This is a genomic window from Streptomyces sp. NPDC006487 (assembly GCF_042870555.1).
GTDB lineage: Bacteria > Actinomycetota > Actinomycetes > Streptomycetales > Streptomycetaceae > Streptomyces.
The window spans coordinates 327,745-352,753 of record NZ_JBIAHN010000003.1 but is presented as its reverse complement, the minus strand read 5'-3'; the positions used below and the strand labels follow the sequence as shown (position 1 = coordinate 352,753).

General features: G+C 73.8%; 25 protein-coding genes. 17 read left to right on the top strand and 8 right to left on the bottom strand.

The window, feature by feature from the left end; genetic code table 11:
• Window positions 1-9 precede the first annotated feature (9 nt).
• Window positions 10-1,608 (bottom strand): alpha/beta hydrolase, encoded by a 1,599-nt coding sequence (locus tag ACFYM0_RS06785; protein WP_388497386.1) that lies wholly within the window; start codon window positions 1,606-1,608, stop codon window positions 10-12.
• Between the two features lie 123 nt (window positions 1,609-1,731).
• Window positions 1,732-2,775 carry an Rv2578c family radical SAM protein gene (locus ACFYM0_RS06780; RefSeq protein ID WP_388497384.1) on the bottom strand — a complete coding sequence of 348 codons (1,044 nt, stop codon included), beginning with the start codon at window positions 2,773-2,775 and terminating at the stop codon, window positions 1,732-1,734.
• A gap of 111 nt (window positions 2,776-2,886) precedes the next feature.
• Here ACFYM0_RS06780 and ACFYM0_RS06775 point away from each other — a divergent pair, with 111 nt between their 5' ends.
• The 6 genes from ACFYM0_RS06775 to ACFYM0_RS06750 all read left to right on the top strand — a co-directional run bounded on the left by ACFYM0_RS06775 (window position 2,887) and on the right by ACFYM0_RS06750 (window position 8,928).
• Window positions 2,887-3,717, top strand: a complete 831-nt coding sequence (locus ACFYM0_RS06775; protein WP_388497381.1) for a hypothetical protein — start codon at window positions 2,887-2,889, stop codon at window positions 3,715-3,717.
• 74 nt (window positions 3,718-3,791) lie between these two features.
• The gene (locus tag ACFYM0_RS06770) at window positions 3,792-4,235 is read left to right on the top strand and encodes an SRPBCC family protein (RefSeq protein WP_388497378.1); all 444 of its coding nucleotides are present in this window, start codon (window positions 3,792-3,794) and stop codon (window positions 4,233-4,235) included.
• A 160-nt stretch (window positions 4,236-4,395) separates the two neighbouring features.
• Window positions 4,396-5,229 (top strand): M55 family metallopeptidase, encoded by an 834-nt coding sequence (locus ACFYM0_RS06765; RefSeq protein WP_388497374.1) that lies wholly within the window; start codon window positions 4,396-4,398, stop codon window positions 5,227-5,229.
• Entirely contained in the window at window positions 5,222-6,613 is a 1,392-nt protein-coding gene (locus ACFYM0_RS06760) for a M20/M25/M40 family metallo-hydrolase (protein ID WP_388497372.1), read from the top strand. The genes ACFYM0_RS06765 and ACFYM0_RS06760 overlap by 8 nt, the downstream gene beginning before the upstream one ends.
• On the top strand, window positions 6,610-8,661 hold the full coding sequence (locus ACFYM0_RS06755) for a prolyl oligopeptidase family serine peptidase (protein WP_388497370.1): 2,052 nt from the start codon (window positions 6,610-6,612) through the stop codon (window positions 8,659-8,661). The genes ACFYM0_RS06760 and ACFYM0_RS06755 overlap by 4 nt, the downstream gene beginning before the upstream one ends.
• A 33-nt stretch (window positions 8,662-8,694) precedes the next feature.
• Window positions 8,695-8,928 (top strand): LapA family protein, encoded by a 234-nt coding sequence (locus tag ACFYM0_RS06750; protein ID WP_266884983.1) that lies wholly within the window; start codon window positions 8,695-8,697, stop codon window positions 8,926-8,928.
• Window positions 8,929-8,953: 25 nt separating this feature from the next.
• On the opposite strand, the gene ACFYM0_RS06745 is transcribed toward ACFYM0_RS06750, so the two are convergent.
• Window positions 8,954-9,739 carry a hypothetical protein gene (locus ACFYM0_RS06745; protein ID WP_388497367.1) on the bottom strand — a complete coding sequence of 262 codons (786 nt, stop codon included), beginning with the start codon at window positions 9,737-9,739 and terminating at the stop codon, window positions 8,954-8,956.
• Between the two features lie 34 nt (window positions 9,740-9,773).
• Between ACFYM0_RS06745 and ACFYM0_RS06740 the strand changes: the two genes are divergently transcribed.
• Together ACFYM0_RS06740 and ACFYM0_RS06735 are read left to right on the top strand one after the other, a co-directional pair.
• Window positions 9,774-10,373 carry a GNAT family N-acetyltransferase gene (locus ACFYM0_RS06740; protein WP_388497365.1) on the top strand — a complete coding sequence of 200 codons (600 nt, stop codon included), beginning with the start codon at window positions 9,774-9,776 and terminating at the stop codon, window positions 10,371-10,373.
• Between the two features lie 4 nt (window positions 10,374-10,377).
• Window positions 10,378-11,277 carry an arginase family protein gene (locus tag ACFYM0_RS06735; RefSeq protein ID WP_388497362.1) on the top strand — a complete coding sequence of 300 codons (900 nt, stop codon included), beginning with the start codon at window positions 10,378-10,380 and terminating at the stop codon, window positions 11,275-11,277.
• A gap of 114 nt (window positions 11,278-11,391) precedes the next feature.
• On the opposite strand, the gene ACFYM0_RS06730 is transcribed toward ACFYM0_RS06735, so the two are convergent.
• Window positions 11,392-11,943, bottom strand: a complete 552-nt coding sequence (locus ACFYM0_RS06730; RefSeq protein ID WP_388497359.1) for a DinB family protein — start codon at window positions 11,941-11,943, stop codon at window positions 11,392-11,394.
• A gap of 113 nt (window positions 11,944-12,056) precedes the next feature.
• Between ACFYM0_RS06730 and ACFYM0_RS06725 the strand changes: the two genes are divergently transcribed.
• The 6 genes from ACFYM0_RS06725 (at window position 12,057) to ACFYM0_RS06700 (ending at window position 19,916) form a co-directional block, all read left to right on the top strand.
• A complete protein-coding gene (locus tag ACFYM0_RS06725; RefSeq protein WP_388497358.1) occupies window positions 12,057-14,027 on the top strand; it encodes a DUF5107 domain-containing protein in 1,971 nt (656 codons plus the stop codon).
• Window positions 14,028-14,163: 136 nt separating this feature from the next.
• Complete coding sequence (locus ACFYM0_RS06720; protein ID WP_388497357.1) at window positions 14,164-15,441, top strand: sensor histidine kinase; 1,278 nt, start codon at window positions 14,164-14,166, stop codon at window positions 15,439-15,441.
• Window positions 15,438-16,112 carry a response regulator gene (locus tag ACFYM0_RS06715; protein ID WP_388497355.1) on the top strand — a complete coding sequence of 225 codons (675 nt, stop codon included), beginning with the start codon at window positions 15,438-15,440 and terminating at the stop codon, window positions 16,110-16,112. The genes ACFYM0_RS06720 and ACFYM0_RS06715 overlap by 4 nt, the downstream gene beginning before the upstream one ends.
• A 143-nt stretch (window positions 16,113-16,255) precedes the next feature.
• On the top strand, window positions 16,256-16,555 hold the full coding sequence (locus ACFYM0_RS06710) for an SHOCT domain-containing protein (RefSeq protein ID WP_388497352.1): 300 nt from the start codon (window positions 16,256-16,258) through the stop codon (window positions 16,553-16,555).
• On the top strand, window positions 16,552-17,343 hold the full coding sequence (locus tag ACFYM0_RS06705; protein ID WP_388497349.1) for an ABC transporter ATP-binding protein: 792 nt from the start codon (window positions 16,552-16,554) through the stop codon (window positions 17,341-17,343). The genes ACFYM0_RS06710 and ACFYM0_RS06705 overlap by 4 nt, the downstream gene beginning before the upstream one ends.
• Window positions 17,340-19,916 (top strand): ABC transporter permease, encoded by a 2,577-nt coding sequence (locus ACFYM0_RS06700; RefSeq protein WP_388497345.1) that lies wholly within the window; start codon window positions 17,340-17,342, stop codon window positions 19,914-19,916. The genes ACFYM0_RS06705 and ACFYM0_RS06700 overlap by 4 nt, the downstream gene beginning before the upstream one ends.
• Window positions 19,917-19,958: 42 nt before the next feature.
• Here the strand turns inward: ACFYM0_RS06700 and ACFYM0_RS06695 are convergent, their stop codons facing one another.
• The 3 genes from ACFYM0_RS06695 to ACFYM0_RS06685 form a co-directional block, all read right to left on the bottom strand.
• Entirely contained in the window at window positions 19,959-20,480 is a 522-nt protein-coding gene (locus ACFYM0_RS06695; RefSeq protein ID WP_388497725.1) for a dihydrofolate reductase, read from the bottom strand.
• 20 nt (window positions 20,481-20,500) lie between these two features.
• Complete coding sequence (locus ACFYM0_RS06690) at window positions 20,501-21,298, bottom strand: thymidylate synthase (protein WP_327256032.1); 798 nt, start codon at window positions 21,296-21,298, stop codon at window positions 20,501-20,503.
• Window positions 21,299-21,367: 69 nt separating this feature from the next.
• A complete protein-coding gene (locus tag ACFYM0_RS06685; RefSeq protein WP_388497342.1) occupies window positions 21,368-21,814 on the bottom strand; it encodes a nuclear transport factor 2 family protein in 447 nt (148 codons plus the stop codon).
• 111 nt (window positions 21,815-21,925) lie between these two features.
• Between ACFYM0_RS06685 and ACFYM0_RS06680 the strand changes: the two genes are divergently transcribed.
• Both ACFYM0_RS06680 and ACFYM0_RS06675 read left to right on the top strand, forming a co-directional pair.
• Entirely contained in the window at window positions 21,926-22,495 is a 570-nt protein-coding gene (locus ACFYM0_RS06680) for a PadR family transcriptional regulator (protein WP_388497340.1), read from the top strand.
• Window positions 22,482-23,279, top strand: coding sequence for an SGNH/GDSL hydrolase family protein (locus tag ACFYM0_RS06675; RefSeq protein ID WP_388497338.1), 798 nt, complete (start codon window positions 22,482-22,484; stop codon window positions 23,277-23,279). The genes ACFYM0_RS06680 and ACFYM0_RS06675 overlap by 14 nt, the downstream gene beginning before the upstream one ends.
• Window positions 23,280-23,366: 87 nt before the next feature.
• On the opposite strand, the gene ACFYM0_RS06670 is transcribed toward ACFYM0_RS06675, so the two are convergent.
• Window positions 23,367-24,221, bottom strand: a complete 855-nt coding sequence (locus tag ACFYM0_RS06670) for a class I SAM-dependent methyltransferase (RefSeq protein WP_388497335.1) — start codon at window positions 24,219-24,221, stop codon at window positions 23,367-23,369.
• 202 nt (window positions 24,222-24,423) lie between these two features.
• Between ACFYM0_RS06670 and ACFYM0_RS06665 the strand changes: the two genes are divergently transcribed.
• Window positions 24,424-24,996, top strand: a complete 573-nt coding sequence (locus ACFYM0_RS06665) for a TIGR03086 family metal-binding protein (protein ID WP_388497723.1) — start codon at window positions 24,424-24,426, stop codon at window positions 24,994-24,996.
• Window positions 24,997-25,009: the final 13 nt, after the last annotated feature.

Sequence of the window (25,009 nt, the reverse complement as noted above, 5' to 3'; positions counted from 1 at the left end):
GGTCCCGTGTCAGCCCCGGAAGCCGAGCAGACCGTGGAGCGCCGCACCGCCCGCGGAGGGCGGGACCGCACGGGTCGCCGGGATCGGGGTGGGGGCGGGCTGTGCGGGGCAGACGGCGTCCGCGGCCCTGCCCGTCAGCAGGTACGAAGCCAGCTTCTCGTCGAGGCACTTGTTGCCGCTGAGGGCGATGCCGTGGTTGCCGCCGCCCTCCTCGACCACCAGCGCCGAGCCCGCGAGCTTGCGCCGCATGCTCACCGCGCCCTCGTACGGGGTCGCCGCGTCCTCGGTCGCCTGGAAGAGGAGCGCCTGCGGGAGCGCGGCGTTGGTGACGTCCGGGGCCCGGAGCGGCTCGGTCGGCCAGAACGCGCACGGGGCGTTGTACCAGGCGTTGTTCCAGGTCATGAAGGGCGCCTTGGCGTGAGTGCGCCACATGTCGGCCCGCCACTGGTTCCAGTCCTTCGGCCACGCGGAGTCCCGGCACTGCACGGCGGTGTAGACGCTGTAGCTGTTGCCCGCCGAGGGCTCCACCGCGCCGAACTTCTCGTACGCGGAGACCAGCGGCTTCGGGTCGCCGTCCACCGCGTACGCGGCGAAGGCCGTCGCGAGGTGGGGCCAGTAGCCGTTGAAGTAGCCGCCCGGCATGAAGGTGTCCTCCAGCTCCGCCGGGCCCACCTTGGCGCCCGCCGGTGCGGTGCGCAGGGCGGTCCGCATCTCGTACCAGCGGGACTCGACCCGGGCCGGGTCGGTGCCGAGGTGGTACGTGGAGTCGTACCGGGCCACCCAGGCCAGGAAGGCCTTGTGGCGGGAGTCGAAGGCCTGGTCCTGGGCGAGGTTGTCCTCGTACCAGACCCCGGACGGGTCGACGACGGAGTCCAGGACCAGGCGGTGCACCCGGTCGGGGTGGAGCTTGGCGTACACCGCACCCAGGTAGGTGCCGTAGGAGTAGCCGAAGTAGCTCAGCTTGTCGGCGCGCAGGGCGGTGCGCAGTACTTCGAGGTCACGGGCCGCCGACACCGTGCCGATGTGGGGGAGGACATCGGCGTGCTTGGTCTGGCAGGACTCGGCGAAGGACTTCACCCGCTCCAGATTGGCCCGCTCGGTCTCCTCGTCCAGCGGTACGGAGTCGGGCCGTACGGGCGTGAAGTGGCCCGCGCCGCAGTCCAGGGCGGGCTCGCTCTTGCCGACGCCGCGGGGGTCGAAGCCGATCACGTCGTACTGGCCCGCGACCTCCTTGGGCAGCGCGGAGGCGATGAACCCGGCCAGGGTGCGTCCGCTGCCGCCGGGCCCGCCGGGGTTGACCAGCAGCGGGCCCTGGGAGCGGGCGGCCGTGTGGGGGACCCGGGTCAGGGCGAGGGAGATCTGCCGGCCGGCCGGGTTCTCGTGGTCGAGGGGGACCTTGAGGGAGGCGCACTGGAGCGTCGGGTAGCGGGAGGTCGCGCAGTTGGACCACTTCAGGGCTTCGGCGGCCGGGGCGGCCGCTGCCGGGGCCGCGGCCGTGACCGGGCCCGCCAGGGCGGCGGTGAGGGTCGACACGGCCAGCAGCACGGCAGCGCGCCTCAGAGCGGGACCGGACTTGTTCTTCATCGGGTGCAGCATCGGGTGCAGCATGGGGCCTCCCAGCCGAGGGTTCTGGGCGGAATCGTCCCGGAACCTGCGCCCGGAAGGGGGGATTGGGGCCCCGATTGGCCCGATGTGATGACCCTTCAGTCGGTCGTACGGTCGTACGGGTGCTCAGAGCAGGCTGAGCTGGGTCGCCCCGGGCGCGGGCGCCGGCCTGCCCGGCCGCTCCGGTACGGCGATCCGCCGGTCGGGTCCGCGGTCTCCGTGACCTCCGGGGCCGATGCCGAATTCGGCGGCGAGCTCGTGGACTTGGCGGGTGATCATCCGCTGGTACCAGGTGGGCGCGTACGAGCCGCCCGCGTACATCCGCTCGTACCGCCCGACCAGGTGGGGGTGGTGCTCGCCCAGCCAGGCCGTGAACCACTCCCGCGCCCCTGGGCGCAGATGGAGTACCAGGGGTGTCACGGAGCTCGCGCCCGACTCGGCGACGGCGCGGACGGTGGCCCGCAACTGCTCCGGGGAGTCCCCGAGGAAGGGGATCACCGGGGCCATCAGCACCCCGCACTCGATGCCGGCGCCGGTGAGGGTGCGGACGGCCTGCAGCCGGGCGGCGGGGGACGGGGTGCCCGGCTCGACCGTGCGCCACAGGGCGGTGTCGGTGAAGCCGACGGAGACGGAGATCCCGACCTCGGCGACGGCCGCGGCCTCCCGGATGAGGGGGAGGTCCCGGAGGATCAGCGTGCCCTTGGTGAGGATGGAGAAGGGGTTGGCCCGATCCCGCAAGGCCTCGATGATCCCGGGCATCAGCCGGTACCGGCCCTCGGCACGCTGATAACAGTCGACGTTGGTGCCCATCGCGATGTGCGCGCCGGTCCAGCGGGGCGAGGCGAGCTCGCGGCGCACGAGCTCGGGGGCGTTGGTCTTGACGACGATCTGCGAGTCGAAGCCGATGCCGGTGTCGAGGTCGAGATAGCCGTGCGTCTTGCGTGCGAAGCAGTACACGCAGGCGTGACTGCAGCCCCGGTAGGGGTTCACGGTCCACTCGAACGGCATGCGGGAGGCGCCGGGGACCCGGTTGACGATCGAGCGGGCCCGGACCTCGTGGAAGGTGATCCCGCGGAATTCGGGGGTGTCGACGGTGCGGGTGACGACGGAGTCGGCGCCGAAGAGCGCGGCCGGGCCCGTGGCGCCCTCGGTCAGGTTGTCCCAGCGCATGGTGCGCCTCCCTCGGTAGCTCGGCTCCGAGAATAGAACAAACGTTCCCATGATCGTGCGAGGTGAAGAAATCGCTGGTCAGGGCGTGGGGCTGCTGAGAGCCTGTGCCCCATGGCGAGATACAGACTCACGGTGTGCCTTCCCGGCGACGCCCGGGAGCGGCTGGAGGAGGCGATCGGCGAGGCGATGGCGCCCTTCTCCTACGAGAGGGACGGTGACCTCTCGCACGAACTGCTGATCTGGGATCACTGGCGGATCTCCGGAGGTGCGGACGGCCTGGGTCACCGGATCCGTCCGGGCCACGAGGCGGACCCCCGGATCGTCCACGACCAGCCGCTCTGGGACGGCACCACCCAGCCGAGCCTGCCCGGGTGGTGCGCCGGCGGTCCGCTCGGACTGCTGGAGCGCATGCCCTGGGACCGGGCCGCCGCGGTCGCCCGCCTCGTCTGGGACGGCTGGCGGGAAGTGGCTCGGGCGAACCCGCCTTCCCGCCCCTGGGACGACTTCCACCCAGGGCCGCGGCCGGGGATGGACGAGGGTGCGTACGGCAGGCTGCGCAGTTCGGCCCACGCCGAGTACCTCGCGCAGACCCCCGTCGCCGCGTATCGGGAGTGGGCCGCCGGGCTGCGGCTCGACCCGGCGGACGAGGCGTTCCGCCCGGTCCTCGTCGACGGGCACAGGGACCCGCTCGGAGCGATCGGTCGCTGGACCCGGGAGGAGTTCGCCCGGCGCGGCGCTCGCGAGGTCGTGGGGCCCTGCAACCTGCTGACCCTAGACGGCTGGTGGTACGAGGACGGAGATCTGCCCGTGCACGGCGCTTGCGACGACCCCGCCGTCTGCCCGCATCCCCCGCCGTCGGCGCTCGGCGCGGGGGGCGGGCCGGCCTACCTCGCCGGGCTGCCGGCCGACACCCTGCTGGTCTCCGTCCGCTGCCACGTCTGACCCGGATTTGGGCGCCCGCCCCGGAGGTGGTTGGCTTCGCGGTGACGAGCGAACACAACTGCTGGAGGAACGCCATGGCGCAGGTCGAGGCCACCACGGAACGCATCATCGGGGCGGACGCGGAGACCGTGTTCGACGCGCTGGCCGACTACACCGGGACCCGGGGCAAGGTGCTGCCCGAGCACTTCAGCGAGTACGAGGTGCGCGAGGGCGGCGACGGCGAGGGCACCCTCGTCCACTGGAAGCTCCAGGCCACGAGCAAGCGGGTCCGCGACTGCCTGCTGGAGGTCACCGAGCCCACCGACGGTCAGCTCGTGGAGAAGGACCGCAACTCCACCATGGTCACCACCTGGACCGTCACCCCGGCGGGCGAGGGCAAGTCCAAGGCCGTCGTCACCACCGTGTGGAACGGCGCCGGCGGCATCGGCGGCTTCTTCGAGCGCACCTTCGCGCCCAAGGGCCTGGCCCGCATCTACGACACCCTCCTCGCCAACCTGGCCGCCGAAGTCGAGCGCTGAGCAAGGCCGTTGCCGGTGAGGTCGGAGACCGGGCCTCACCGGATCGGGTGAAATGAGCCCGCCCGCGACCCGGCGCGGCCCGGGCGTGGCGGGTCGCGGGCGGGCGGGGGTCGGAGAGCTAGGGTGGGGCCCTGAGCGCTACCGACCGCCCGGGGGCCCGATGAAGATCCTCATCTCCGCCGACATGGAAGGCGCCACCGGCGTCACCTGGCCCGCCGACGTGCTGCCGGGGACCCCGCAGTGGGAACGCTGCCGGACCATGTTCACCTCCGACGTGAACGCCGCCGTCCTCGGGTTCTACGACGCCGGCGCCGGCCAGGTCCTCGTCAACGAGGCCCACTGGACCATGCGCAACCTGCTGCTGGAGCGGCTCGACGCGCGCGTCGAGATGCTGACCGGCCGCCACAAGTCCCTCTCCATGGTCGAGGGCGTCCAGCACGGAGACGTCGACGGCATCGCCTTCGTCGGCTACCACACGGGGGCCGGTGCCGAGGGGGTGCTCGCCCACACCTACCTCGCCAACTCCATCACCGGGGTCTGGATCAACGGGACCCGTGCCAGCGAGGGCCTGCTCAACGCGCACGTGGTCGCCGAGTACGGAGTCCCGGTCGTCCTGGTCACCGGAGACGACCTGACCTGCGCCGACGCCGCCGGCTATGCCCCGGACGCGGTGACCGTCGCGGTCAAGGACCACGTCTCGCGCTACGCCGCCGTCTGCCGCACCCCGGCCCGTACGGCCGCCGACATCAGGGCCGCCGCCAAGGAGGCCGCGGCCCTCGCCGTCCGGTACGAACCGGTGCGGGGCGGGCCGTTCGCGGTGGAGGTCGAGTTCGACGCCGAGCACCTGGCGATGGCCGCCACGGTGGTGCCCGGAGTCGAGCGATCGGGTGAGCGTAGGGTCGGGTACACGAGCGAAACGATGTACGAGGGGATCCGGACCTTCAAGGCGGTCACCACGATCGTCTCGGCAGCGGTGGAGGAGCAATATGGCTGACATGTCCGGTCCGGGTGGACCCGGGAGCGGCCCGGCCGCCCCTGCCGCCCCCGGCACCCCCGGCGCCCCCGTCGATCAGACGGCGCTCGACGAGGCCGTGGAGTTCACCTCCGGCCTGATCCGCATCGACACCACCAACCGCGGCGGCGGCGACTGCCGGGAGCGCCCGGCCGCCGAGTACGTCGCCGAGCGGCTGGCGGACATCGGGCTCGAGCCCGTGCTGCTGGAGCGCACCCCGGGCCGCACCAACGTGGTGGCCCGGATCGCGGGCACCGACCCCACCGCCCCCGCCCTCCTGGTCCACGGCCACCTCGACGTGGTCCCGGCCGAGGCGGCCGACTGGAGCGTGGATCCGTTCTCGGGCGAGGTCCGGGACGGGGTGGTGTGGGGCCGCGGCGCCGTCGACATGAAGAACATGGACGCGATGGTGCTGGCCGTCGCACGGGCCTGGGCGCGGGCCGGAGCGAAGCCGCGGCGGGACATCGTGATCGCCTACACCGCCGACGAGGAGGACAGCGCGATCGACGGCTCGGGCTTCCTCGCCGACCACCACCCCGAGCTCTTCGAAGGCTGTACCGAGGGCATCAGCGAATCCGGCGCCTTCACCGTGCACGCCGCCCCCGGACAGGCCCTCTATCCGATCGCCGCCGGCGAACGCGGCACCGCCTGGCTGAAGCTCACCGCGACCGGCACCGCCGGGCACGGCTCCAAGCCCAACCGGGCCAACGCCGTCAGCCGGCTCGCCGCCGCCGTCGCCCGCATCGGCGAACACGACTGGCCGGTCCGCCTCACCGACACCGTCACCGCCTGCATCACCGAACTCGCCGCCCTGCAGGGGATGTCGGTGGATCCCCGGGATCCGGGATTCCAGCTCGACCAGATCCTCAACAAGCTCGGACCGGCCGGCGCCCTCGTCGAGGCGACCGTCCGCAACAGCGCCAACCCGACCATGCTCAGCGCCGGTTACAAGCTCAACGTCATCCCGGGCACCGCCACCGCCTACGTGGACGGCCGGACGCTGCCCGGCGGCGAGGCCGAGTTCGCCGCCACCCTCGACGAGCTCACCGGCCCCGACGTGCGCTGGGAGTTCCACCACCGGGAGGTGGCCCTCGAAGCCCCCGTGGACGGGCGGACGTACGGGATCCTGCGCGAGTCCGTCGAGGCCTTCGACCCCGAGGGCCACGTGGTGCCCTTCTGCATGGCGGGCGGCACGGACGCCAAGCAGTTCTCCCGGCTCGGCATCACCGGCTATGGCTTCTCCCCGCTCAAGCTGCCGCCCGGCTTCGACTACTGGTCCCTCTTCCACGGTGTGGACGAACGGGTGCCCGTCGACGCCCTGCACTTCGGGGTCCGCGTCCTCGACCGCGCCCTGCGCGCACTGTGAAGACCCCGCGCGGCGACGGCACCGCCCCCTACGGCAGCTGGCCCTCGCCCATCGGCGCCGCGCTCGCCGCCTCCCTCGACGGGAGGCCGGAGTACGTCGGCGCGATCGGCGCCGAGGTGTGGTGGACGGTGCCCCGGCCGGCCGAGGGCGGCCGCCGCGCCCTGATCCGCCGGCCCGCGGACGGGGGCCCCGCGCTCTGCGCGCTGCCCGCGCCGTGGAACGTGCGCAGCCGGGTCACCGAATACGGCGGCCTGCCCTGGGCGGGCGCCGAACGGCCCGAGGGCGGACCGCTGGTGGTCTTCGTCCACTTCGCCGACCAGCGGCTGTACGCGTACGAGCCCGACGCGCCCGGCAGCCCCGCGCCGCGGGCCCTGACCCCCGTCTCGGCGGTCGGCGGCGGGCTGCGCTGGGCCGAACCGGTGCTGCGGGACGGTGAAGTCTGGTGCGTGCTGGAGGAGTTCACCGGAGCCGGCCCGGCCGATGTGCGCCGCGTGCTGGCCGCCGTGCCGCTGGACGGGTCGGCCGCGGAAGACCGTTCCCTGGTGCGGGAGTTGACCGACGACCGGTACCGGTTCAGCACCGGGCCCCGACTCTCCCCGGACGGGCGGCAAGCGGCCTGGCTGGTGTGGGACCACCCCCGGATGCCGTGGGACGGCACCGAGCTCCGGCTCGCCGAGGTCACCGCGGACGGCCGGCTCGAGGAGCCCCGTACCGTGCTCGGCGGACCCGAGGAGGCCGTCGCGCAGGTCGAGTGGACCACCGGCGGAAGCCTCCTCGCGGTGAGCGACCGGGGCGGCTGGTGGAACCCGTACCGGGTGGACCGGGGGCCCGGCGGCGAAGCGGTGGCCGTCAACCTGTGCCCCCGCGAAGAGGAGTTCGGCGGGCCGTTGTGGAAGCCCGGCCTGCGCTGGATCGCCGCGCTCCCCGACGGACTGGTCGCCGTCCTGCACGGCCGTGGCTCCTCGGTGCTCGGCGTGCTCGACCCGGAGAGCGGGGACCTGGTGGACGCGGCCGGGCCGTGGACGGCCTGGCAGCCCACGCTCGCCGTCAGCGGCAGCCGGGTCTACGGGGTCGCGGCCAGCCCGCGCAGCGCGTACGAGGTGGTGGAGCTGGACACCGCCACCGGCCACGCCCGGGCGGTGGGAGGCCGCGGCTCCCCCGAGGCGGACGGGGCCGCCGGCGCCCCCGGGCCGGGGCCGGCCGACCGGGCGGATCCCGCGTACTACCCGGAGCCGCAGAGCAGGACCTTCTTCGGCCGGGGCGGCCGGGAGATCCACGCCCACGTCTACCCGCCGCACCACCCCCTGCTGCGCGCCCGGCCCGATGAGCTGCCCCCTTACGTGGTGTGGGCGCACGGCGGCCCCACCGACCACGTGCCGCCCGTACTCGACCTGCACATCGCCTACTTCACCTCCCGCGGCATCGGCGTCGTCGAGGTCAACTACGGAGGCTCCACGGGCTACGGGCGCGCCTACCGGGAACGGCTGCGCGAACAGTGGGGCGTCGTCGACGTGGAGGACTGCGCCGCGGTGGCGCGGGCCCTGGCCGCCGAGGGCACCGCCGACCCGGACCGGCTCGCGATCCGGGGCGGCAGCGCGGGCGGCTGGACGGCCGCGGCCTCGCTGGCGTCCACCGACCTGTACGCGTGCGCGGCGATCATCTACCCGGTACTGGACCTGGCCGGCTTCGCCGCGGAGACCCACGACCTGGAGTCCCGCTACGTCGACGGCCTCGCCGGGCCCCCGCAGACCCTGGCGCTGCTCAGTCGCGAGCGCTCCCCGGTGGCCCGCGCCGACCGGATCACGGCGCCGTTCGTCCTGCTCCAGGGCCTGGACGACCCGGTGTGTCCGCCCGCGCAGGCGGAGCGACTGCTGGCCGCGATGCGCGGGCGGTCGGTACCGCACGCGTACGTCGCCTTCGAGGGCGAGGGGCACGGCTTCCGGCGCGCGGACACGATGGTCCGGGCGCTGGAGGCGGAGCTGTCGCTGTACGCGCAGGTGTTCGGGTTCGAGCGGGCGGACATCCCCCGTTTGGTCCTGTCCGACTGAGCTCCCGGGGCGCCGCGGCCGGACGATGGGACCATGAGCTCCCACACGTCCAAGAGCCGCGGCAAGGGTCGCGGGCAGATCACCCCGGGCCGCGCGGGCGTCGCCGCCCTCGCGGTGCTCACCCTGGTGTTCATCTTCGAGAACACCCGCCCCACCAAGATCCGGCTGCTGATCCCGCAGGTGACGATGCCGCTGTACGTCGCCCTGCTGATCGCGGCGGTGCTCGGCGGACTCTGCGGGGCCTACTTCGCCCGGCGCCGCAAGTAGCGGGAGCCGGGCCGGGCCCGCCCGGTCAGCCCGAGTGGACCCAGACCCGGAGCGGGCCGACGGCCGTGAAGCCGTGGCGCAGCGCCGTGCCGAGGTCGTCCCCCGACTCGTAGCCGACGAGCGCCAGGCCGGGCCAGAGGGCGGCGGTGAGGGTCAGCGCGCCGGTCCAGGCCTCGTCGTCCGGGGTCCCGTCGGCGCTGAACACGTTGGAGATGCCGACCACCTCGCCGGTGCGGTTGGCGGCGGCCCCGGCGAGGATCCGGCCCTCGGCGTCCCGACCCGCGAGGAAGGCGATGTCCCCGAAGTCCCCGCCCTCTGCGGCCTCCCCGCCCTCTGCGGCCTTCCCGGTCTCTTCGCCCTCCGCGGCCTCCTCGCCGGTCCCCGTGAGCAGCCCCGGGTGGAACAGACCGGTGCTCTCCTCGCCGTCCCAGGCCGTCTCCCACGCCTCCAGCTCCGCGGGGCCGGAGATCCGGCTCCACGCCAGCGCCGGGGCGGCGCCGGGAGCGCCCGCCGGGCGGTGGATCCACTCGGCGCCGAAGAGGACCTCGAAGCCGGCCGGGGCCAGGTCGAGCGCGGCGAAGCTGTCCTTGACCGAGGCGCGCGGTGCGGCGGTGTCGATCCCGGCGAGCAGGGCGGCCGTGTCGGTGTCCCGGGTGAGGGTAACGGCGTCCGGGTAGTAGAGCGGAGTCGGGCGCGGACTGCTCCAGGCCTGGGCGGTGAAGTCACCGTCGCGGCAGACCGCGGCGCACCACGCGGCGTTGTTGTACGCGGCCGCGAGGAGGAGTTCTTCGGTGTTCGGGGTGATGATCACATCGGGATCCTGCCACAGCCCCTAGCCTGGGGCGATGCCATATTTTCCGTACACCGCGGAGGGAGGCCGGATCGGGCTGCGGCCCTACCGGCCCACCGACGAGGCCGAGTTCACCGCCCGGGTGCGCGAGAGCCGGGCGCTCCACCACCCGTGGCTGTCGCCGCCCGCGACCGCGGAGGCCTACGAGGCGTACGCCGCCCCGCTGATCGCCGGCGCCACCGGGGGCCCGGCCGGGGCCGCCGCCGCGGGCAGGGCCGGATTCCTCGTGTGTGAGCGGCAGTCGGGCGCGATCGCCGGCTTCGTGAACGTGAACAACATCGTCCTCGGCGCCTTCCGGTGCGGCGCGCTCGGCTACGGGGCCTTCGCGCACGCGGCGGGCCGCGGCCTCATGCGGGAGGCGCTGGCCCTGGCCGCCGGCCACGCCTTCGCGGCGGACGGGCTCGCACTGCACCGGCTGGAGGCCAATATCCAGCCGGGAAACACCGCCTCGATCGCCCTCGTCCGGGGGCTCGGCTTCCGGCTGGAGGGGCTGTCTCCGGACTTCCTCCAGGTCGACGGGGCCTGGCGGGACCACGAACGCTGGGCGCTCACGTCCGAAATGCCATGTCCCGGAGCCCCGCATCGCACAGGATGAGTGCATGCGAACCCTCGTGCTCCTCGACGCACCGTCCAACCTCGGGCTCCGCCCCCCGGCCCCGGGCGCCGTTCCCGGTGTGTACAAACTGGCCGGGGCCCTGCGCGAACAGGGCCTGCTGGCCCGCCTCGGCGCGCGCGAGGGAGGGGTGGTCGTCCCGCCCCGCTACGACCGGGGCGACTGGAAGGAGGGCGACGGGGTGTTCCACGCCGGGGCCCTCGCCGCCTACACGGTCGCGCTCGCCGACCGGATCGAGGACCACCTGCGCTCCGGGGAGTTCCCCGTGGTCCTCGGCGGCGACTGCTCCATCCAGCTCGGTGCCTCCCTGGCCATGCGGCGCCTCGGGCGGTACGGCATCGCCGCGATCGACGGCTCCGCCGACTTCCGCCACCCCGGCAACGAGGCCGTCAACGGGCCCGTCGGAGCGGCCGGCGGCGAGGAGCTGGCACTCGCCACCGGGCGCGGCCAGGCGGACCTCGCGGACCTGGAGGGCCTGCGGCCCTACGTGCGCGACGAGGACGTACGGCTCTTCGGACTGCGCGACGGGGACCCGGACCTCCCGGAACTGCGCGCCGCCGGGATCTTCGCCGCCACGGTCGGGGCGATCCGCGACCGCGGCGCCGGGCCGGTGGCCCGTACCGCCCTGACGGGGCTGCAGCCTCCGGCCACGGCCGGGTTCTGGGTCCACCTGGACGCGGACGTACTGGACCCGTCCGTGATGCCGGCCGTCGACAGCCCGGACCCCGGCGGCCTGATCCCCGACGAACTCGCCGAACTGCTCGGCGTGTTGATCAGCTCCCCGCGCTGCGTCGGGCTCAACGTCACCATCTACGACCCGGACCTGGACCCGGAGGGGCGTGCGGGGGCGCTGCTCGCCGACCTGGTGGCGGGGGCGTTCGCGTAGGCCGTCTCCTCGGGTTCTGCCGGTCGGGGCCGCGCTCGCGCCGCCCGGCCCGGCACTGCCCGGCCAGGTACCGGCCAGGCACCGGTCCGCATGCCTGCCGCCGGGCCGCCGTACTCAGATCCCGATCGCGCCGTCGATGCGTTCGCGCAGCAGGTCCGCGTGGCCGTTGTGCCGTGCATACTCCTCGATCATGTGGATCAGGACCCAGCGCAGCGAGACCTCGCCCCGCCACGCGTCCTTCCCGGACACCTCCAGGTCCGGCGCACGCTCGGTGAACGCCTCCGCGAACCCCACCTCCGCCCGCCACGCCTCCCAGGCTTCCCGGACCACGCCGGGCGCGGACACCGCGCCGTCGAAGTCCCCGTCGGGGGCGGCCGCGGACCAGAACCGGAGCGCGACCTCCTGGCCGTCCAGGACCTGACGGAACCAGCGGCGCTCCACGTCCGAGAGGTGGCGGACCAGGCCCAGCAGCGACAGCGTGGACGGCTCCACCGACCGCTCGGCCAACTCGGCTCCCAGGTCCGCACACTTGAGCCTGAGCGTCGTGCGCTGGGCCCCCAGCATGTCGACGAGCATCCGTCGTTCGTCGCCCGTCGTCGGCCCCGTGAACCGGCCCGCGGACTCTTCCCCGTCGAAGAGCTGGCCTCTTCTGATCACGTCACTCATGGCCTCCATGATCGGACACCGGCCCGCGCGGCGAAAGGTTTTGCGTAATCCTGACCGGTGGTGATCCGCCGAATCCCTGTGCACCGGCGGCCGTGGCGTGTTCCATTTCCCTCATGGCCACCACCGTCCGCCGCTCCGTACTGACCCTCCCCGCAGCCCCGTTGGGTCCCGAGAACCCACTGCCCGCCCTGCGCGCGTCCGGCGGGGTGCACACGCTCGACGAGCGCTCGCGCGAGGGTTTGCCGCGCGACATGGCACGCCAGATCGGGTACGAGCCGCTGCGCTCGCTGCTGCCCGTCCGGATCCGGGACGGATATCAACGCCAGCGCACCGAGCGGGACTTCGAGACGATCGTCATCGAGAACGCGCACCTGCGCGCCACCGTCCTGCCCGGCCTCGGTGGCCGGATCCATTCGCTCGTCCACCTCCCCACAGGACGCGAACTGCTCTACCGCAACCCGGTGTTCCAGCCCGCGAATTTCGCGTTGAACGGCGCCTGGTTCTCCGGCGGCATCGAGTGGAACCTCGGTGCCACCGGCCACACCACCCTCTCCTGCGCCCCGTTGCACGCCGCGCTCGTCCCGGCGCCCGACGGGGGAGTCATGGTGCGGCTCTGGGAGTGGGAGCGGCTGCGCGACCTGCCGTTCCAGGTGGACCTGTGGCTGCCCGAGGACTCGGAGTTCCTCCACGTCGGCGTCCGCGTGCGCAATCCGCACGAGCGGCCCGTGCCCGTCTACTGGTGGTCCAACATCGCCGTGCCCGAGGAAACCGGCACCCGCGTCCTGGCCCCGGCCGACGAGGCCTGGCACTTCGGGTACGAGCGCTCCCTGCGGCGGATCCCCGTACCCGGATGGGAGGGCGCGGACCGTACGTACCCGCTGCGCAGCACGTACCCCGCCGACTTCTTCTACGAGGTCGAAGCCGGGACCCGGCCCTGGATCGCCTCCCTCGACTCCCAGGGGCGCGGACTCGTCCAGACCTCCACGGCCCGGCTGCGCGGCCGCAAGCTCTTCGTCTGGGGCGCGGGCGAGGGCGGCCGGCGCTGGCAGGAGTGGCTGACCGAGCCCGGCACGGGCGGGTACGCGGAGATCCAGGCCGGGCTCGCCCGCACCCAGCTGGAACACGTACGGCTGGAGGCGGGCGCGGAGTTCAGCTGGCTGGAGGCCTACGGACCCCTGGCCGCGGACCCGGTGGCCGTGCACGGGGACGACTGGGCGGCGGCCCGCGCCGCGGCCGGGACGGCGCTGGAGTCCGCGCTGCCCGGGCCCGCCGTGGACGCGGCGTACGAGGCGTGGCGCGGGTGCGCCGACACCGAACCGGGGGAGCGGCTGGCGGCCGGCTCCGGATGGGGCGCGCTGGAGGTGCTGTGCGGGGGCCACAAACTGCCCGGCACCCCCTTCGGGGAGGACACCCTCGACGAGGACCAGGCCCCCTGGCTGGAGCTGTGGCGCACGGGCGTCTTCCCCGCCCCGCGCCGGGTTGCCCCGCCCGGCCCGAGCCTGGTCGCCCCGCACTGGCGGGACATGCTGGAGACGGCCCCGGCGGACCCGCTGACCGAGTACCACCTCGGGGTCGCCCAGTGGCACGCCGGGGACATCGCCCAGGCGGTACGGAGCTGGGAGCGCGGGCTGGCGCTGGCCCCCTCGCGGTGGCCGCTGCTGAGGTGCCTGGCGGTCGCCGACGACCTGGCCGGCGACCCGGCCCGGGCGGCCCGCTGGTACGCCGAGGCCTTCGAGGACCTGGCCCAGGAGAGCCGGGGCGGCACGGGCTGGCTGGCCGCCGAATCGGCACTGGGCCGGGAGGCACTGGCGTCCCTGCTGGCGGCGGGGCTGCTGCCGGAGGCCCGCTCGGTGTGGGACCGGCTGCGCCCCGCCCTGCGCGAGGAGGGCCGCTTCCGGCTGTCGGCGGCGCGGCTGCTCGCGGCGGAGGGCCATGTGGGCGCGGCCCGGCGGGTCTTCGAGGAGGGCTTCGAACTGCCCGACCTCCGCGAGGGCGAGGAGACCCTCTCGGAGGTCTGGGCCAGCCTCACGGACCGCCCGCTCCCGGCCGCGTACAACTTCCGGATGCGCCCGCCGGGGGAGTAGCGACCGATTCCGGGGGAGTGGTAGCGGCCGCGGCCGCGTGGAGGCCGCGTAGTACCGCGTACTACCTGGGGAGTACGCCGGAAACGCTACGCCGGGGTGACGCCGGTCAGGCCGGGCGCGGCCTAGCGTGGGTGGTATGGACGAGCAGCGCGAGCGCCCGGGGGTTCCTCCGTGGCAGCGATGGATGGAGCGGACCGGGCGGGGCCCGGCCTGGCGCTCCTCGCTGCTCGTGGCCGTCTTCGCCCAGGCCGGCTCGGGATGGGCCGCGCAGGAGCAGACCGGCCGGGTGGCGCTGGACGGTTTCGCCCGGCTCCTGCTGCTGCTCGGGCCGCTGCTGCTCGTGTGGCGGCACCGGTACCCGGTGGCCGTGGCGTACGGGGTCAGCGCCGTCACCCTGGTGTACATCGGCGCCGGGTTCCCCTACGGACCGGTGTTCATCAGCCTGGCCCTGGCCTGCTTCGCCGCCGTCATCGCCGGACGCCGAAGAGCCGCCTGGGGGGCCGTCGGGCTGCTCTGGGCCGGCCACCTGCTCATCGGCCACTGGCTCTACCGGCTGCTCCCGCCCGCCGGGGACGGTCCGGCGCCCTGGGCGCAGGAACTGGGCATCACCGCCTGGGTGCTCGCCATCCTCGCCGTCTCCGAGCTGGTCCGCATACGCCGGGAGCAGTGGGCCCTCGCCCGGGCCGAGCGGGCGGCGGCCGAGAAGCGCCGGGTGAACGAGGAGCGGCTGCGCATCGCCCGCGAGCTGCACGACGTCCTCGCCCACAGCATCTCGGTGATCAACGTCCAGGCGGGCGTGGGGCTCGCCCTGCTCGACTCCGATCCCGAGCAGGCCCGTTCGGCGCTGACCACCATCAAGGCGGCCAGCAAGGAGGCCCTGGGCGAGGTCCGGCAGGTCCTCGACACCCTGCGCACCCCCGGCGACGCACCGCGCGCGCCCGCCCCCGGTCTCGACCGGCTCCCCGAGCTCACCGAGCAGGCAGCGGCGGCCGGGCTGACGGTGGGCATCACCACGGACGGGGACGCCCTGGCGCTGCCTCCCGGAGCGGACCTCGCCGCCTTCCGCATCCTCCAGGAGGCGCTGACCAACGTGGTGCGGCACTCCGGTTCGCGCACCGCCCGCGTGCGGCTGTCCTGGCAGCCCCGCTTCCTGGAGCTGCGCGTGGACGACGAGGGGCCGGCCACGGGCGGTCCGGCGGGCGGCAGCGGCAACGGTCTCGTGGGCATGCGCGAGAGGGCCGCCGCCCTCGGCGGCACCATCGCGGCCGGCCCGCGCCCCGACGGCGGCTTCCGCGTGGTCGCCCGGCTCCCGCTGAAGGCCGAAACGGCACCGCCGGAACCGGAGGCCGACCCCGACCCCGACCCCGCCCCTGAGGCCGTCCCCAAGCCCGCCCCGCCCCAGGAGGATCCGTGATCCGTGTTCTGCTCGCCGACGACCAGCTCCTCGTCAGGGCGGGATTCCGGGCCCTGCTCGACGCGCAGCCGGACATCGAGGTGGCGGGAGAGGCCGCCGACGGGGACGAGGCCGTCCGCCTCGTGCGCGAGCTGCGCCCGGACGTGGTCCTGATGGACATCCGGATGCCCGTCTGCGACGGGCTCGCCGCCACGCGGCGGATCACCGGGGACGCGGTGCTGGCCGGCGTCAGGGTGGTCATGCTCACCACCTTCGAGCTCGACGAGTACGTCTTCGAGGCCCTGCGCTCGGGAGCCTCGGGCTTCCTGGTCAAGGACACCGAACCGGAGGAACTGCTGCGGGCGGTCCGGGCCGTGGTGGACGGCGACGCCCTGTTGTCCCCGGGCGTCACGCGCCGCCTGATCGAGGAGTTCGCGGCCCGCTCCAAGCAGCCCGCGGCCGACGGCGCGGCCCTCGGCCTGGACCGGCTCACCGAGCGGGAGCGCGAGGTGATGGCCCTCGTGGGCCTCGGCCTGTCCAATGAGGAGATCGCCCGCCGTCTGGTCGTCAGCCCGCTCACCGCGAAGACCCACGTCAGCCGGACGATGGTGAAGCTCGGCGCCCGCGACCGCGCCCAACTGGTCGTCCTGGCCTACGAGTCGGGGCTGGTCCGGCCCGGCTGGCTCGGCTGACTCCCACCCGCCCTCGTACTCCCCGGGTAGTACGCGCGGTGCAGCCGGCCGTACGACGCCCCGGACCCCCTCCCGGAGCCAGTCTCGGAATGTGACGCGGACGTCCAACGCGGACGTCCGCACTTCCGAGGAGCTGAACCGAGATGAACACCCTCACCACCTTCACCACCCTCGCGTACGACGGGCCCGGCCCGTGGATCCTGTTCTTCCCGCTGATCTGGGCGGCCGTGGTCGTCGCCGCCGTCACCGTGCTGCGCCGCACCCTGTGGCGTGGCCGCCGGGCCCCGTGGCAGGCCCGCGGCGCCGCGTACGGCGAGCACTCGCCGATCGCCGTCCTCGGCCGGCGCTTCGCCTCCGGCGAGATCGACGAGGACGAGTACTGGCGGCGGCTGTCCGTCCTGGACGAGCAGTTCGGCCGCCTCTCCAAGGGCGGTGCGGCATGAGGACCGCCACCGCGCCGGGTGGCGGCGGAGGCGTCGCCGCACGGGTCGTCGATGCCGTGAAGGTCTACGGCCGGGGCGACACCGAGGTACGGGCCCTGGACGGGGTGAGCGTCGGCTTCCCGGCCGGCCGCTTCACCGCGATCATGGGACCGTCCGGTTCCGGCAAGTCGACCCTGATGCACTGTGCCGCCGGTCTCGACACCCTCACCTCCGGATCCGCTTCCATCGGCGGCGCGGATCTCAGCGCGCTCGACGACCGCGGGCTCACCCTGCTGCGCCGCGAGCGCGTCGGCTTCGTCTTCCAGGCCTTCAACCTGATCCCCACGCTCACCGTCGCCGAGAACATCACGCTCCCGCAGGACCTCGCGGGCAGCCGCCCGGACCAGGCTTGGCTCGACGGCCTCATCGACGTCGTCGGACTGCGCGACCGGCTGCACCACCGGCCCGCCGAGCTCTCCGGCGGCCAGCAGCAGCGCGTCGCCGTTGCCCGCGCCCTCGCCGGCAGCCCCGATGTCGTCTTCGCCGACGAGCCCACGGGCAACCTCGACTCCCGTTCGGGCGAGGAGGTGCTCGGCCTGCTGGGCAGGGCGGTGCGCGCGATGAACCGTACGGTCGTCATGGTCACCCATGACCCGGTGGCCGCCGCCCACGCCGACGAGGTCGTCTTCCTCGCCGACGGGCGGCTGGTCGACCGGATGGCGGGTCCCACCGCGGACCGCGTCCTGGACCGGCTCAAGTCCTTCGACACCCGCCCCCCGACGGCGGCTGCCCCGAGGGAGGAGTCATGAGTACGAGCGGTGCCCCACCCGTGCTGCGGCTCGCCGCGGCCTCACTGCGCGCGCACAAGCGGCGGTTCGCCGGGACCTTCACGGCCGTGCTGCTCGGCGTCGCCTTCCTCGCCGGGACGCTCCTCATGGGCGACACCCTGCGCGCGAGCTTCGACAGCATGTTCGCCGGTGCGGCGAGCGGTACCGACGCGGTGGTCCGCAGTTCCCGTGTGGTGACCGTCCCGGGCGAGGCCCAGGGCACCCGGCAGCCCGTACCGACCGCTCTCGTGGAGGAGATCCGGCGCGTCCCGGGCGTGGTCGCCGCCGCCCCCGCGGTCCAGGGCGCGGGGCAGCTCGTCGGCTCCGACGGCAAGCCGATCGGGGGCCAGGGGCCGCCCACGCTCGCCGGGAACTGGATCGAGGACCCTGAACTCAACCCGTACCGGCTCGCCGAGGGCCGGGCGCCGGAGCGGACCGGAGAGGTCGTCGTCAACCGGGCCACCGCCGACAAGGGCGGACTGGAGCTCGGCGACACGACCGTGCTGCGCACGCCCGACCCGGTCCCGGTGACGGTCGTCGGCCTGGCCACCTTCGGCGGTGCGGACGGCATGGGGCAGGTCACGTACACGGGGATGACCCAGGCGGACGCGGAGAAGTACCTGACCCCCGCGCCCGGTCAGGCGGCGTCCATCCAGGTCCGCGCCGGCCCGGGAACCGGCCAGAGCGAGCTGGTGGAGGCGCTCACCGCGATGCTGCCGCAGGGCGTGGAGGCGATCACCGGGCAGGAGTCGGCCCGGGAGAACACCGACATGATCTCCGGGCGGTTCCTGACCCTCTTCACCACCATGCTGCTGGTCTTCTCGGGCATCGCCCTGCTCGTCGCCACCTTCAGCATCCACAACACCTTCGCGATCGTCGTCGCCCAGCGCACCCGCGAGAACGCCCTGCTCCGTGCCCTGGGCGCCTCCCGGCGCCAGGTCGTCGCCGGCACGCTGGCCGAGGCCGCCGTCGTCGCGTTCGCCGCCTCGGCAGCCGGGCTGCTCGGCGGCGTCGGCATCGCCGCAGGGCTCCAGGCCCTCTTCCCGGCTATCGGATTCCCCTTCCCCGAAGGGGACTTGGTGATCAGCGGCCCGTCGCTGCTGCTTCCCCTCGCCGTGGGCGTCCTCGTCTGTCTCGGCTCGGCCGTACTGCCGGCCCTGCGCGCCGGACGCACGGCGCCGCTGGCCGCGCTGCTCGACAGCGCGGTGGACCACTCGGGGGCCTCCCGGCCCCGCACGGTCACCGGCGTGGCACTGGGCACGGCCGCCATCGGCCTGCTCCTGACTGGGGTGCTCGCCGTACCGTCGCTGTGGCTGTCCGGGGCGGGTGCGGCGCTGGCCACGGGCTCGTTCGTCGTGCTGGGTCCGGTGGCTTCCTCGTCCGCCGTCCGGATGCTCGGCCGTCCCCTGGAACGGGTGCGCGGGGTCACCGGCGTCCTCGCGGCGCGCAACGCACGGCGCAGTCCGAAGCGGACGGCGTCCACGGCGACCGCGCTGATGATCGGGGTCGCCGTCGTCTCCCTGTTCACCGTCTTCGGCGCATCGCTGAAGGCGACGATGGACACGACCGTGTCGCGTTCCTTCGCCGGTGACGTGGCCATCAGCGCCCCGTCCTTCGGCGCGGGCGGCAGCGGCCTGAGCCCGAAGCTGGCACCGGCCGTCGCGGCGCTGCCCGAGGTGGCGGGCGCGGTGGGCCTGGGCAAGGGGGTCGCGGAGGTCGACGGCTCGGGGCGGGCGCTGACCGTGACCGACCCCGCCGCCCTCGCGGCCGGCCTCGACCTGGGCGCGGTGTCGGGAGGGTTCGACGCGCTGGGGCCGGACGGGATCGCGGTCTCCGAGAAGGAAGCTTCGCGGCGCGGCTGGCGGCCCGGCAGCACGGTGGAACTGGCCTTCACCGACGGGCAGCGGCAGCCCTTCACGATCCGCGCGGTGTACGAGCACTCCGAGCTGGCCGGCGACTACGTCATCACACGAGCGGCCTGGGCACCGCACCGGGCGCAGGACACGGACTCGCTGGTGAGCGTCACCTTCAAGGACGGAGTGCCGACCGCGGCCGGTACGGCGGCGGTCGAGAAGACGGCCGCGCTGTACGGCGGACCCGAGGTGCAGACGCGCGAGGCGTACGCGCGGTCGGCGGCGGGCGGCATCGACATGATGCTCACGCTCGTCTACGCGCTGCTCGCCCTCGCCGTGCTGATCGCCCTGCTGGGCATCGCCAACACGCTGACCCTCGCCGTCCACGAGCGCACCCGCGAACTGGGGCTGCTCCGGGCGGTCGGCCAGACCCGGGGGCAGCTGCGGGCCATGGTCCGCTGGGAGTCGGTCCTGGTCGCCGCCTTCGGCACGGCCGGCGGTCTGGCACTGGGCGGGGTCCTCGGGTGGGTCCTGGTGAAGGCCTCCGACGGGGTGAGCGACAGCGCGTTCACGTTCGCCGTCCCGCCGCTGCAGCTCACCCTGGTGGCACTGGCGGGCGTGGCGGCGGGTGTCCTCGCGGGCTGGCGCCCGGCGCGGCGCGCGGCCCGTCTGGACATCCTGCGCGCGGTCGCCACCGACTAGACGGCCGGCCTCCGGACGGCCGGCCTCCGCCGGCCTGTGCGCCTACCGGGCGTAGGTGCGGATGCGGTAGCGCAGGCCGGTCACCGAGGACTGCCAGCCGCCGTCCTCGGCGACGGTCCACGCCGGTTCCAGCTCCGGGGCGTGGGTGTCGCCGACGACCTTCGTATCGACTTCGGTCACCGAAAGCATCACGGCATGGGCCAGCGCGGCACGGTAGACCTCTCCGCCGCCGATCACCCAGCAGGCGGTGGCGGTGGCGGTGGCGGCGGGCCGGGGCTGCCCGGCCTGCCCGGCCGCGATCTCCAGGGCCTCGGGGATGGATCCGGCGCGCTCCGCGCCCTCGGCGGCCCACTCGGGATCCCGCGTCACCACGATGTTGCGCCGGCCGGCCAGCGGACGGAACCGCGCCGGCAGCGAATCCCAGGTCTTGCGGCCCATCACCACCGGATGGCCGAGGGTGGTGGCCTTGAAGTGGGCCATGTCCTCGGGCAGCCGCCAGGGAATCCCGTTGTCCGCACCGATCACGCCGTCGCAACTCTGCGCCCAGATCAGTCCGACGTTCATGCCGACGTTCGTGTCGAGGTTCATACCGCGACCGGGGCCTTGATGGCCGGGTGGTGCTGGTAGCCGGCCACCTTCACGTCGCCGTAGGCGTAGTCGAAGAGCGAGTCGGCCCGGTGCAGCTTCAGCTCGGGGAACTCGAAGGGGGTGCGCGAGATCTGCTCGGTCACCTGGTCGACGTGGTTGTCGTAGATGTGGCAGTCACCGCCGGTCCAGATGAAGTCGCCCGGCTCCAGGCCTGCCTGCTGCGCCACCATGTGGGTGAGCAGGGCGTAGCTGGCGATGTTGAACGGCACGCCGAGGAACAGGTCCGCGCTGCGCTGGTAGAGCTGGCAGGAGAGCTTGCCGTCGGCCACGTAGAACTGGAAGAAGGCGTGGCACGGCGCCAGCGCCATCTTGGACAGCTCGGAGACGTTCCAGGCGGAGACGATCATCCGGCGGGAGTCCGGGTCGCGGCGCAGTGTGTCCAGGACCTCGGTGATCTGGTCGATGTGCAGGCCGTCCGGGGTGGGCCAGGAGCGCCACTGGGCGCCGTAGACCGGGCCGAGGTCGCCGTTCTCGTCGGCCCACTCGTCCCAGATCGTGACGCCGTGCTCGCGCAGCCAGCCGACGTTCGACTCGCCGCGCAGGAACCACAGCAGCTCGTACACGATCGACTTGAGGTGCACCTTCTTGGTGGTGACCAGGGGAAACCCCTGCGACAGGTCGTAACGCAGTTGGTGCCCGAAGACACTCCGGGTGCCGGTGCCCGTCCGGTCGGCCTTCGCCGTCCCGGAGGTGAGCACCAGCTTCAACAGGTCTTCGTACTGGGTATCCGCCACGGGCACCGAGTCTACTGGCCTGCCGTCCGAGGTCCGGTCAGTCAGCCGGTCAGCCAGCCAGCCGGCCGGTCAGCCGGTCACCACGCCGTCGGTGAGCAGGCCGGCCAGTACCGCCTCTCCGACCGCCACGACCGCGGTCTGGGGGCGGATCATCACGGTGATCTCGTCGATCAGGCCCTCGGGCGTGAGGTGCAGCATGTCGATGCCGTGCACCTGCCGGTCGCCCACGCTGGTCCGGAACGGCAGCACGGTCGCGGGTCCCTCTGCTCCCTCCGCCCCGAACGGGACGCCGGCGGACTGGACGCTGCCGTCGAAGTGACCGACGTAGTGGAAGCCCTCGAACGTGCGCAGGAGGACGCGGAAGAGGGCCAGCACCGCCGGCTTGCCCACGAAGGGCTTCGACTTCACCGGGCTGTTGAGCCGGACGTCGTCGGTGAACAGCGCGTCCAGTGCGGCGAGGTCATGGCCGGCTACGGCGGCGCGGAAGCGGTCGGCCGTGCTGGTGTCGGTACTCATGAGGGCTCCTCGATAGTCACCGATCTGATTAGTCAGTTTCTTGACTATCATGGCCGGGCGTCCTGAGGAAGAGGGCGCCGTGAACGGACACGGACCCGAGGAGGCCTCCCGATGGCTTTGCGCCACGCCGTACTGGCGGCGCTGCTCGACGAGGAGCTGAGCGGCTACCAGCTGGCCAAGGCCTTCGGCACGGGCGTGGCCAACTTCTGGCACGCCCTGCCCCAGCAGCTCTACGCCGAGCTGGCCAGGCTGGAGCGGGAAGGCTTCATCGCGGGCCGCGAGGTCGTCCAGGACACCCGGCCGAACAAGCGGCTGTTCCAGGTCACCGACGCCGGACTGGCCGAGCTGGAGCGCTTCACCGCCGCCGAGACCAAGCCCTGCGTCATCCGCGACGACCTGCTCGTGAAGGTCCAGGCGGCCGAGTACGTCGACACGGGGGCGCTGATCGTGCAGCTCGCGGAGCGGACCGCCTTCGCGACGGCCAAGGCGGAGCTGTTCGAGAAGCTGCTCCGCTCGATGCGCGGGGAGCGCACGGAGGAGGAGTTCCTGCGCCACGGCGCACGGATCGGCCCCTACCTCACCTGCCTGCGCGGCTTGGAGTTCGAGCGGGCCAACCGCGCCTGGTACGAGCGCACCACGATCATTCTGAACGAGAGGCGGGCATCCCGTGGAGAGCAGTGAGCAGCGACGGCCGACCCGGTACGTGGCGCTCGGCGACAGCCAGAGCGAGGGCGTGGGCGACGGGGACGACCGCACCGGGCTGCGCGGGTGCGCCGACCGGCTCGCCGAGCTGATCGCGGTGCACGAGCCCGACGTGCTCTACGCCAACCTGGCCGTACGGGGCCGCCTCGCGGCGGGCGTCCGCGAGGGGCAGCTCGCACCGGCCCTCGCGCTCCGCCCCGACCTGGCCACCGTGGTCGCCGGGGTCAACGACGTACTGCGGCCCCGCTTCGACGCCGACGAGGTCGCCGGGCACCTGGAGGCGATGTTCGCCGCGCTCACCGCGCAAGGTGCCCGCGTCGCCACCGTCACCTTCCCCGACATCGCGAAGCTCGTCCCGCTCGCCAAGGGGGCGGCCCCGCGCGTCACCGCGCTCAACGAGCGGATACGGCGGGCGGCGGAGCGGCACGGGGTGGCCGTCGCCGACTTCGCCCGCCACGAGGCCTCCACCGACCCCCGGATGTGGAGCGCGGACCGGCTGCACGCCGCGCCGTCCGGCCACGCGATGATCGCCGCCGGCGTCGCGCACGCCCTGGGACTGCCCGGCAGCGACGACGCCTGGACCCGCCCGCTGCCCGGCCCGCCGCCCGCCGCCCCGGCAGGGCTGCGCGGCGTGGCGGGGGAGCTGCGGTGGGCCGTCGGCTTCGCCGGGCCCTGGATCGGGCGACGGCTGCGCGGGCGCTCCTCCGGAGACGGCCGTACGGCCAAGCGGCCCGAACTGCTTCCCGTACGCCTGGCGGCCTGAACCGGGGCGTCCGGACCGGCGGACCGGGCGCGGGCCGGACCGGCGGCCGGGCGCGCGGGCCGGGCGCGCGGAGTCGGTGCGGCAGGGTCAGGCGCGGCAGATGATCTCGCCGTTCAGCACCGAGAACCAGGCGTCCGGCTCCGCGCCCCAGGCGTGCCAGGCGTCCGCGACGGCCGCCAGCTGCGCCTGCGTCGCGTGTCCGCCGCCCGTCGCGATCCCGGCGTAGGCCGAGGCCGTCGTACGGTCCGCCCACAGGGCGGACCACCACGCGGCCTCTTCCTCGGTCGCGTAACACCACGAGGTCGCCGTGCAGGTCACGTCCGTGAAGCCCGCCGCCCGCGCCCACGCGCGCAGACGGCGTCCGGCGTCCGGTTCGCCGCCGTTGGCGCGCGCCACCCGCCGGTACAGGTCCAGCCATTCCTCCAGCCCCGGAGTCGCGGGGTACCAGGTCATCGCCGCGTAGTCCGCGTCCCGCGCCGCGACGATCCCGCCGGGCCGGCACACGCGGCGCATCTCGCGCAGCGCCTGCACCGGATCGCCCACGTGCTGCAGCACCTGGTGGGCGTGGACCACGTCGAAGGAGTCGTCGGGGAAGTCCAGCGCGTGGACGTCGGCGGTGGCGAACTCGATGCCGGTCAGGCCGCGTTCCTCCGCGTACGCGGCGGCCTGGTCGACCACGTCCCGCGCCGCGTCCACCGCCGTGACCCGGCCCCGCGGCCCCACCAGCTCCGCCAGGTCCGCCGTGATCGTGCCCGGCCCGCAGCCCACGTCCAGGACGGTCATCCCGGGGCGCAGCTCGCCGATCAGGTACGCGGCGGAGTTCTCGGCGGTGCGCCAGCGGTGCGAGCGCAGCACCGACTCGTGGTGCCCGTGGGTGTAGACCGCGGTCTCGTGCGCGGGCTCCGTGGCAGCTGCCGTGCGAGTGGCTTCCGTCGCGTTCATGGGAGCTGGCTCCTTCGTCGTCGAAGTGCTGTCGAGGCGTTGGTTTCACCGTAAGGGATCAGTTCGTCATCTGAGATATGTGTTTTGACATGTGGACACCATCCTTGCGCGCCAAAGGATTTGGGTGGACAGGTGGCAGGTCCTGGTGCGGGCGAGGACAGTGAATCCGGGAGAACGAAGGACGGTGAGACGCATGCCATCCATGCCGGACCCCCTGCTCGAACGGCACGCCGAGGCGCTGCGGCTCTTCGGCCGGTACGTCCACGCGGTCTCGGACGCGCAGTGGGACGCGCCGACGCCCTGTAGCGAATGGAGCGTGCGCGACCTGGTCAACCACGTCACCGCCGAACAGCTCTGGATACCGCCCCTGGTCACGGACGGCCGCACCGTCGAGGACATCGGGAGCACCTTCAACGGCGATGTCCTCGGTACGGATCCCGCCGCCGCCTGGGACGAGGCCTCCGCCGCCGCGCACACCGCCTTCGAGATCCCCGGGGCGCTGGAGCGCACCGTCCGGCTCTCGTACGGGCCCGCGCTCGGGTCGGCGTACTGCTCGGAACTGACCGCCGACTGCGTCGTCCACACCTGGGACCTCGCGCGGGGCATCGGCGCCGACGACCGGCTGCCGGACGGCCTCGTCGAGTTCTCCATCAAGGAGGTCATGCCCTACGCGGACGGACTGGCCGCGAGCGGCATGTACGCGGCCGCGCTGGAGATCCCGGCCGGGGCGAACGCCCAGACCCGGCTGCTCGCGCTGCTGGGGAGGAGCGGCTGACGCACAACGGGCG

Excerpts from the sequence above, each read along its gene's own strand:
- ACFYM0_RS06685 (WP_388497342.1), bottom strand. The coding sequence starts at position 21,814 with ATGAGTACCGACACCAGCACGGCCGACCGCTTCCGCGCCGCCGTAGCC.
- ACFYM0_RS06695 (WP_388497725.1), bottom strand. The coding sequence starts at position 20,480 with ATGAACGTCGGACTGATCTGGGCGCAGAGTTGCGACGGCGTGATCGGT.
- ACFYM0_RS06710 (WP_388497352.1), top strand. The coding sequence starts at position 16,256 with ATGAACACCCTCACCACCTTCACCACCCTCGCGTACGACGGGCCCGGC.
- ACFYM0_RS06760 (WP_388497372.1), top strand. The coding sequence starts at position 5,222 with ATGGCTGACATGTCCGGTCCGGGTGGACCCGGGAGCGGCCCGGCCGCC.
- ACFYM0_RS06780 (WP_388497384.1), bottom strand. The coding sequence starts at position 2,775 with ATGCGCTGGGACAACCTGACCGAGGGCGCCACGGGCCCGGCCGCGCTC.
- ACFYM0_RS06725 (WP_388497358.1), top strand. The coding sequence starts at position 12,057 with ATGGCCACCACCGTCCGCCGCTCCGTACTGACCCTCCCCGCAGCCCCG.
- ACFYM0_RS06670 (WP_388497335.1), bottom strand. The coding sequence starts at position 24,221 with ATGAACGCGACGGAAGCCACTCGCACGGCAGCTGCCACGGAGCCCGCG.
- ACFYM0_RS06750 (WP_266884983.1), top strand. The coding sequence starts at position 8,695 with ATGAGCTCCCACACGTCCAAGAGCCGCGGCAAGGGTCGCGGGCAGATC.
- ACFYM0_RS06665 (WP_388497723.1), top strand. The coding sequence starts at position 24,424 with ATGCCGGACCCCCTGCTCGAACGGCACGCCGAGGCGCTGCGGCTCTTC.
- ACFYM0_RS06735 (WP_388497362.1), top strand. The coding sequence starts at position 10,378 with ATGCGAACCCTCGTGCTCCTCGACGCACCGTCCAACCTCGGGCTCCGC.
- ACFYM0_RS06770 (WP_388497378.1), top strand. The coding sequence starts at position 3,792 with ATGGCGCAGGTCGAGGCCACCACGGAACGCATCATCGGGGCGGACGCG.
- ACFYM0_RS06740 (WP_388497365.1), top strand. The coding sequence starts at position 9,774 with ATGCCATATTTTCCGTACACCGCGGAGGGAGGCCGGATCGGGCTGCGG.
- ACFYM0_RS06705 (WP_388497349.1), top strand. The coding sequence starts at position 16,552 with ATGAGGACCGCCACCGCGCCGGGTGGCGGCGGAGGCGTCGCCGCACGG.
- ACFYM0_RS06775 (WP_388497381.1), top strand. The coding sequence starts at position 2,887 with ATGGCGAGATACAGACTCACGGTGTGCCTTCCCGGCGACGCCCGGGAG.
- ACFYM0_RS06730 (WP_388497359.1), bottom strand. The coding sequence starts at position 11,943 with ATGAGTGACGTGATCAGAAGAGGCCAGCTCTTCGACGGGGAAGAGTCC.
- ACFYM0_RS06765 (WP_388497374.1), top strand. The coding sequence starts at position 4,396 with ATGAAGATCCTCATCTCCGCCGACATGGAAGGCGCCACCGGCGTCACC.
- ACFYM0_RS06700 (WP_388497345.1), top strand. The coding sequence starts at position 17,340 with ATGAGTACGAGCGGTGCCCCACCCGTGCTGCGGCTCGCCGCGGCCTCA.
- ACFYM0_RS06680 (WP_388497340.1), top strand. The coding sequence starts at position 21,926 with ATGGCTTTGCGCCACGCCGTACTGGCGGCGCTGCTCGACGAGGAGCTG.
- ACFYM0_RS06785 (WP_388497386.1), bottom strand. The coding sequence starts at position 1,608 with ATGCTGCACCCGATGCTGCACCCGATGAAGAACAAGTCCGGTCCCGCT.
- ACFYM0_RS06720 (WP_388497357.1), top strand. The coding sequence starts at position 14,164 with ATGGACGAGCAGCGCGAGCGCCCGGGGGTTCCTCCGTGGCAGCGATGG.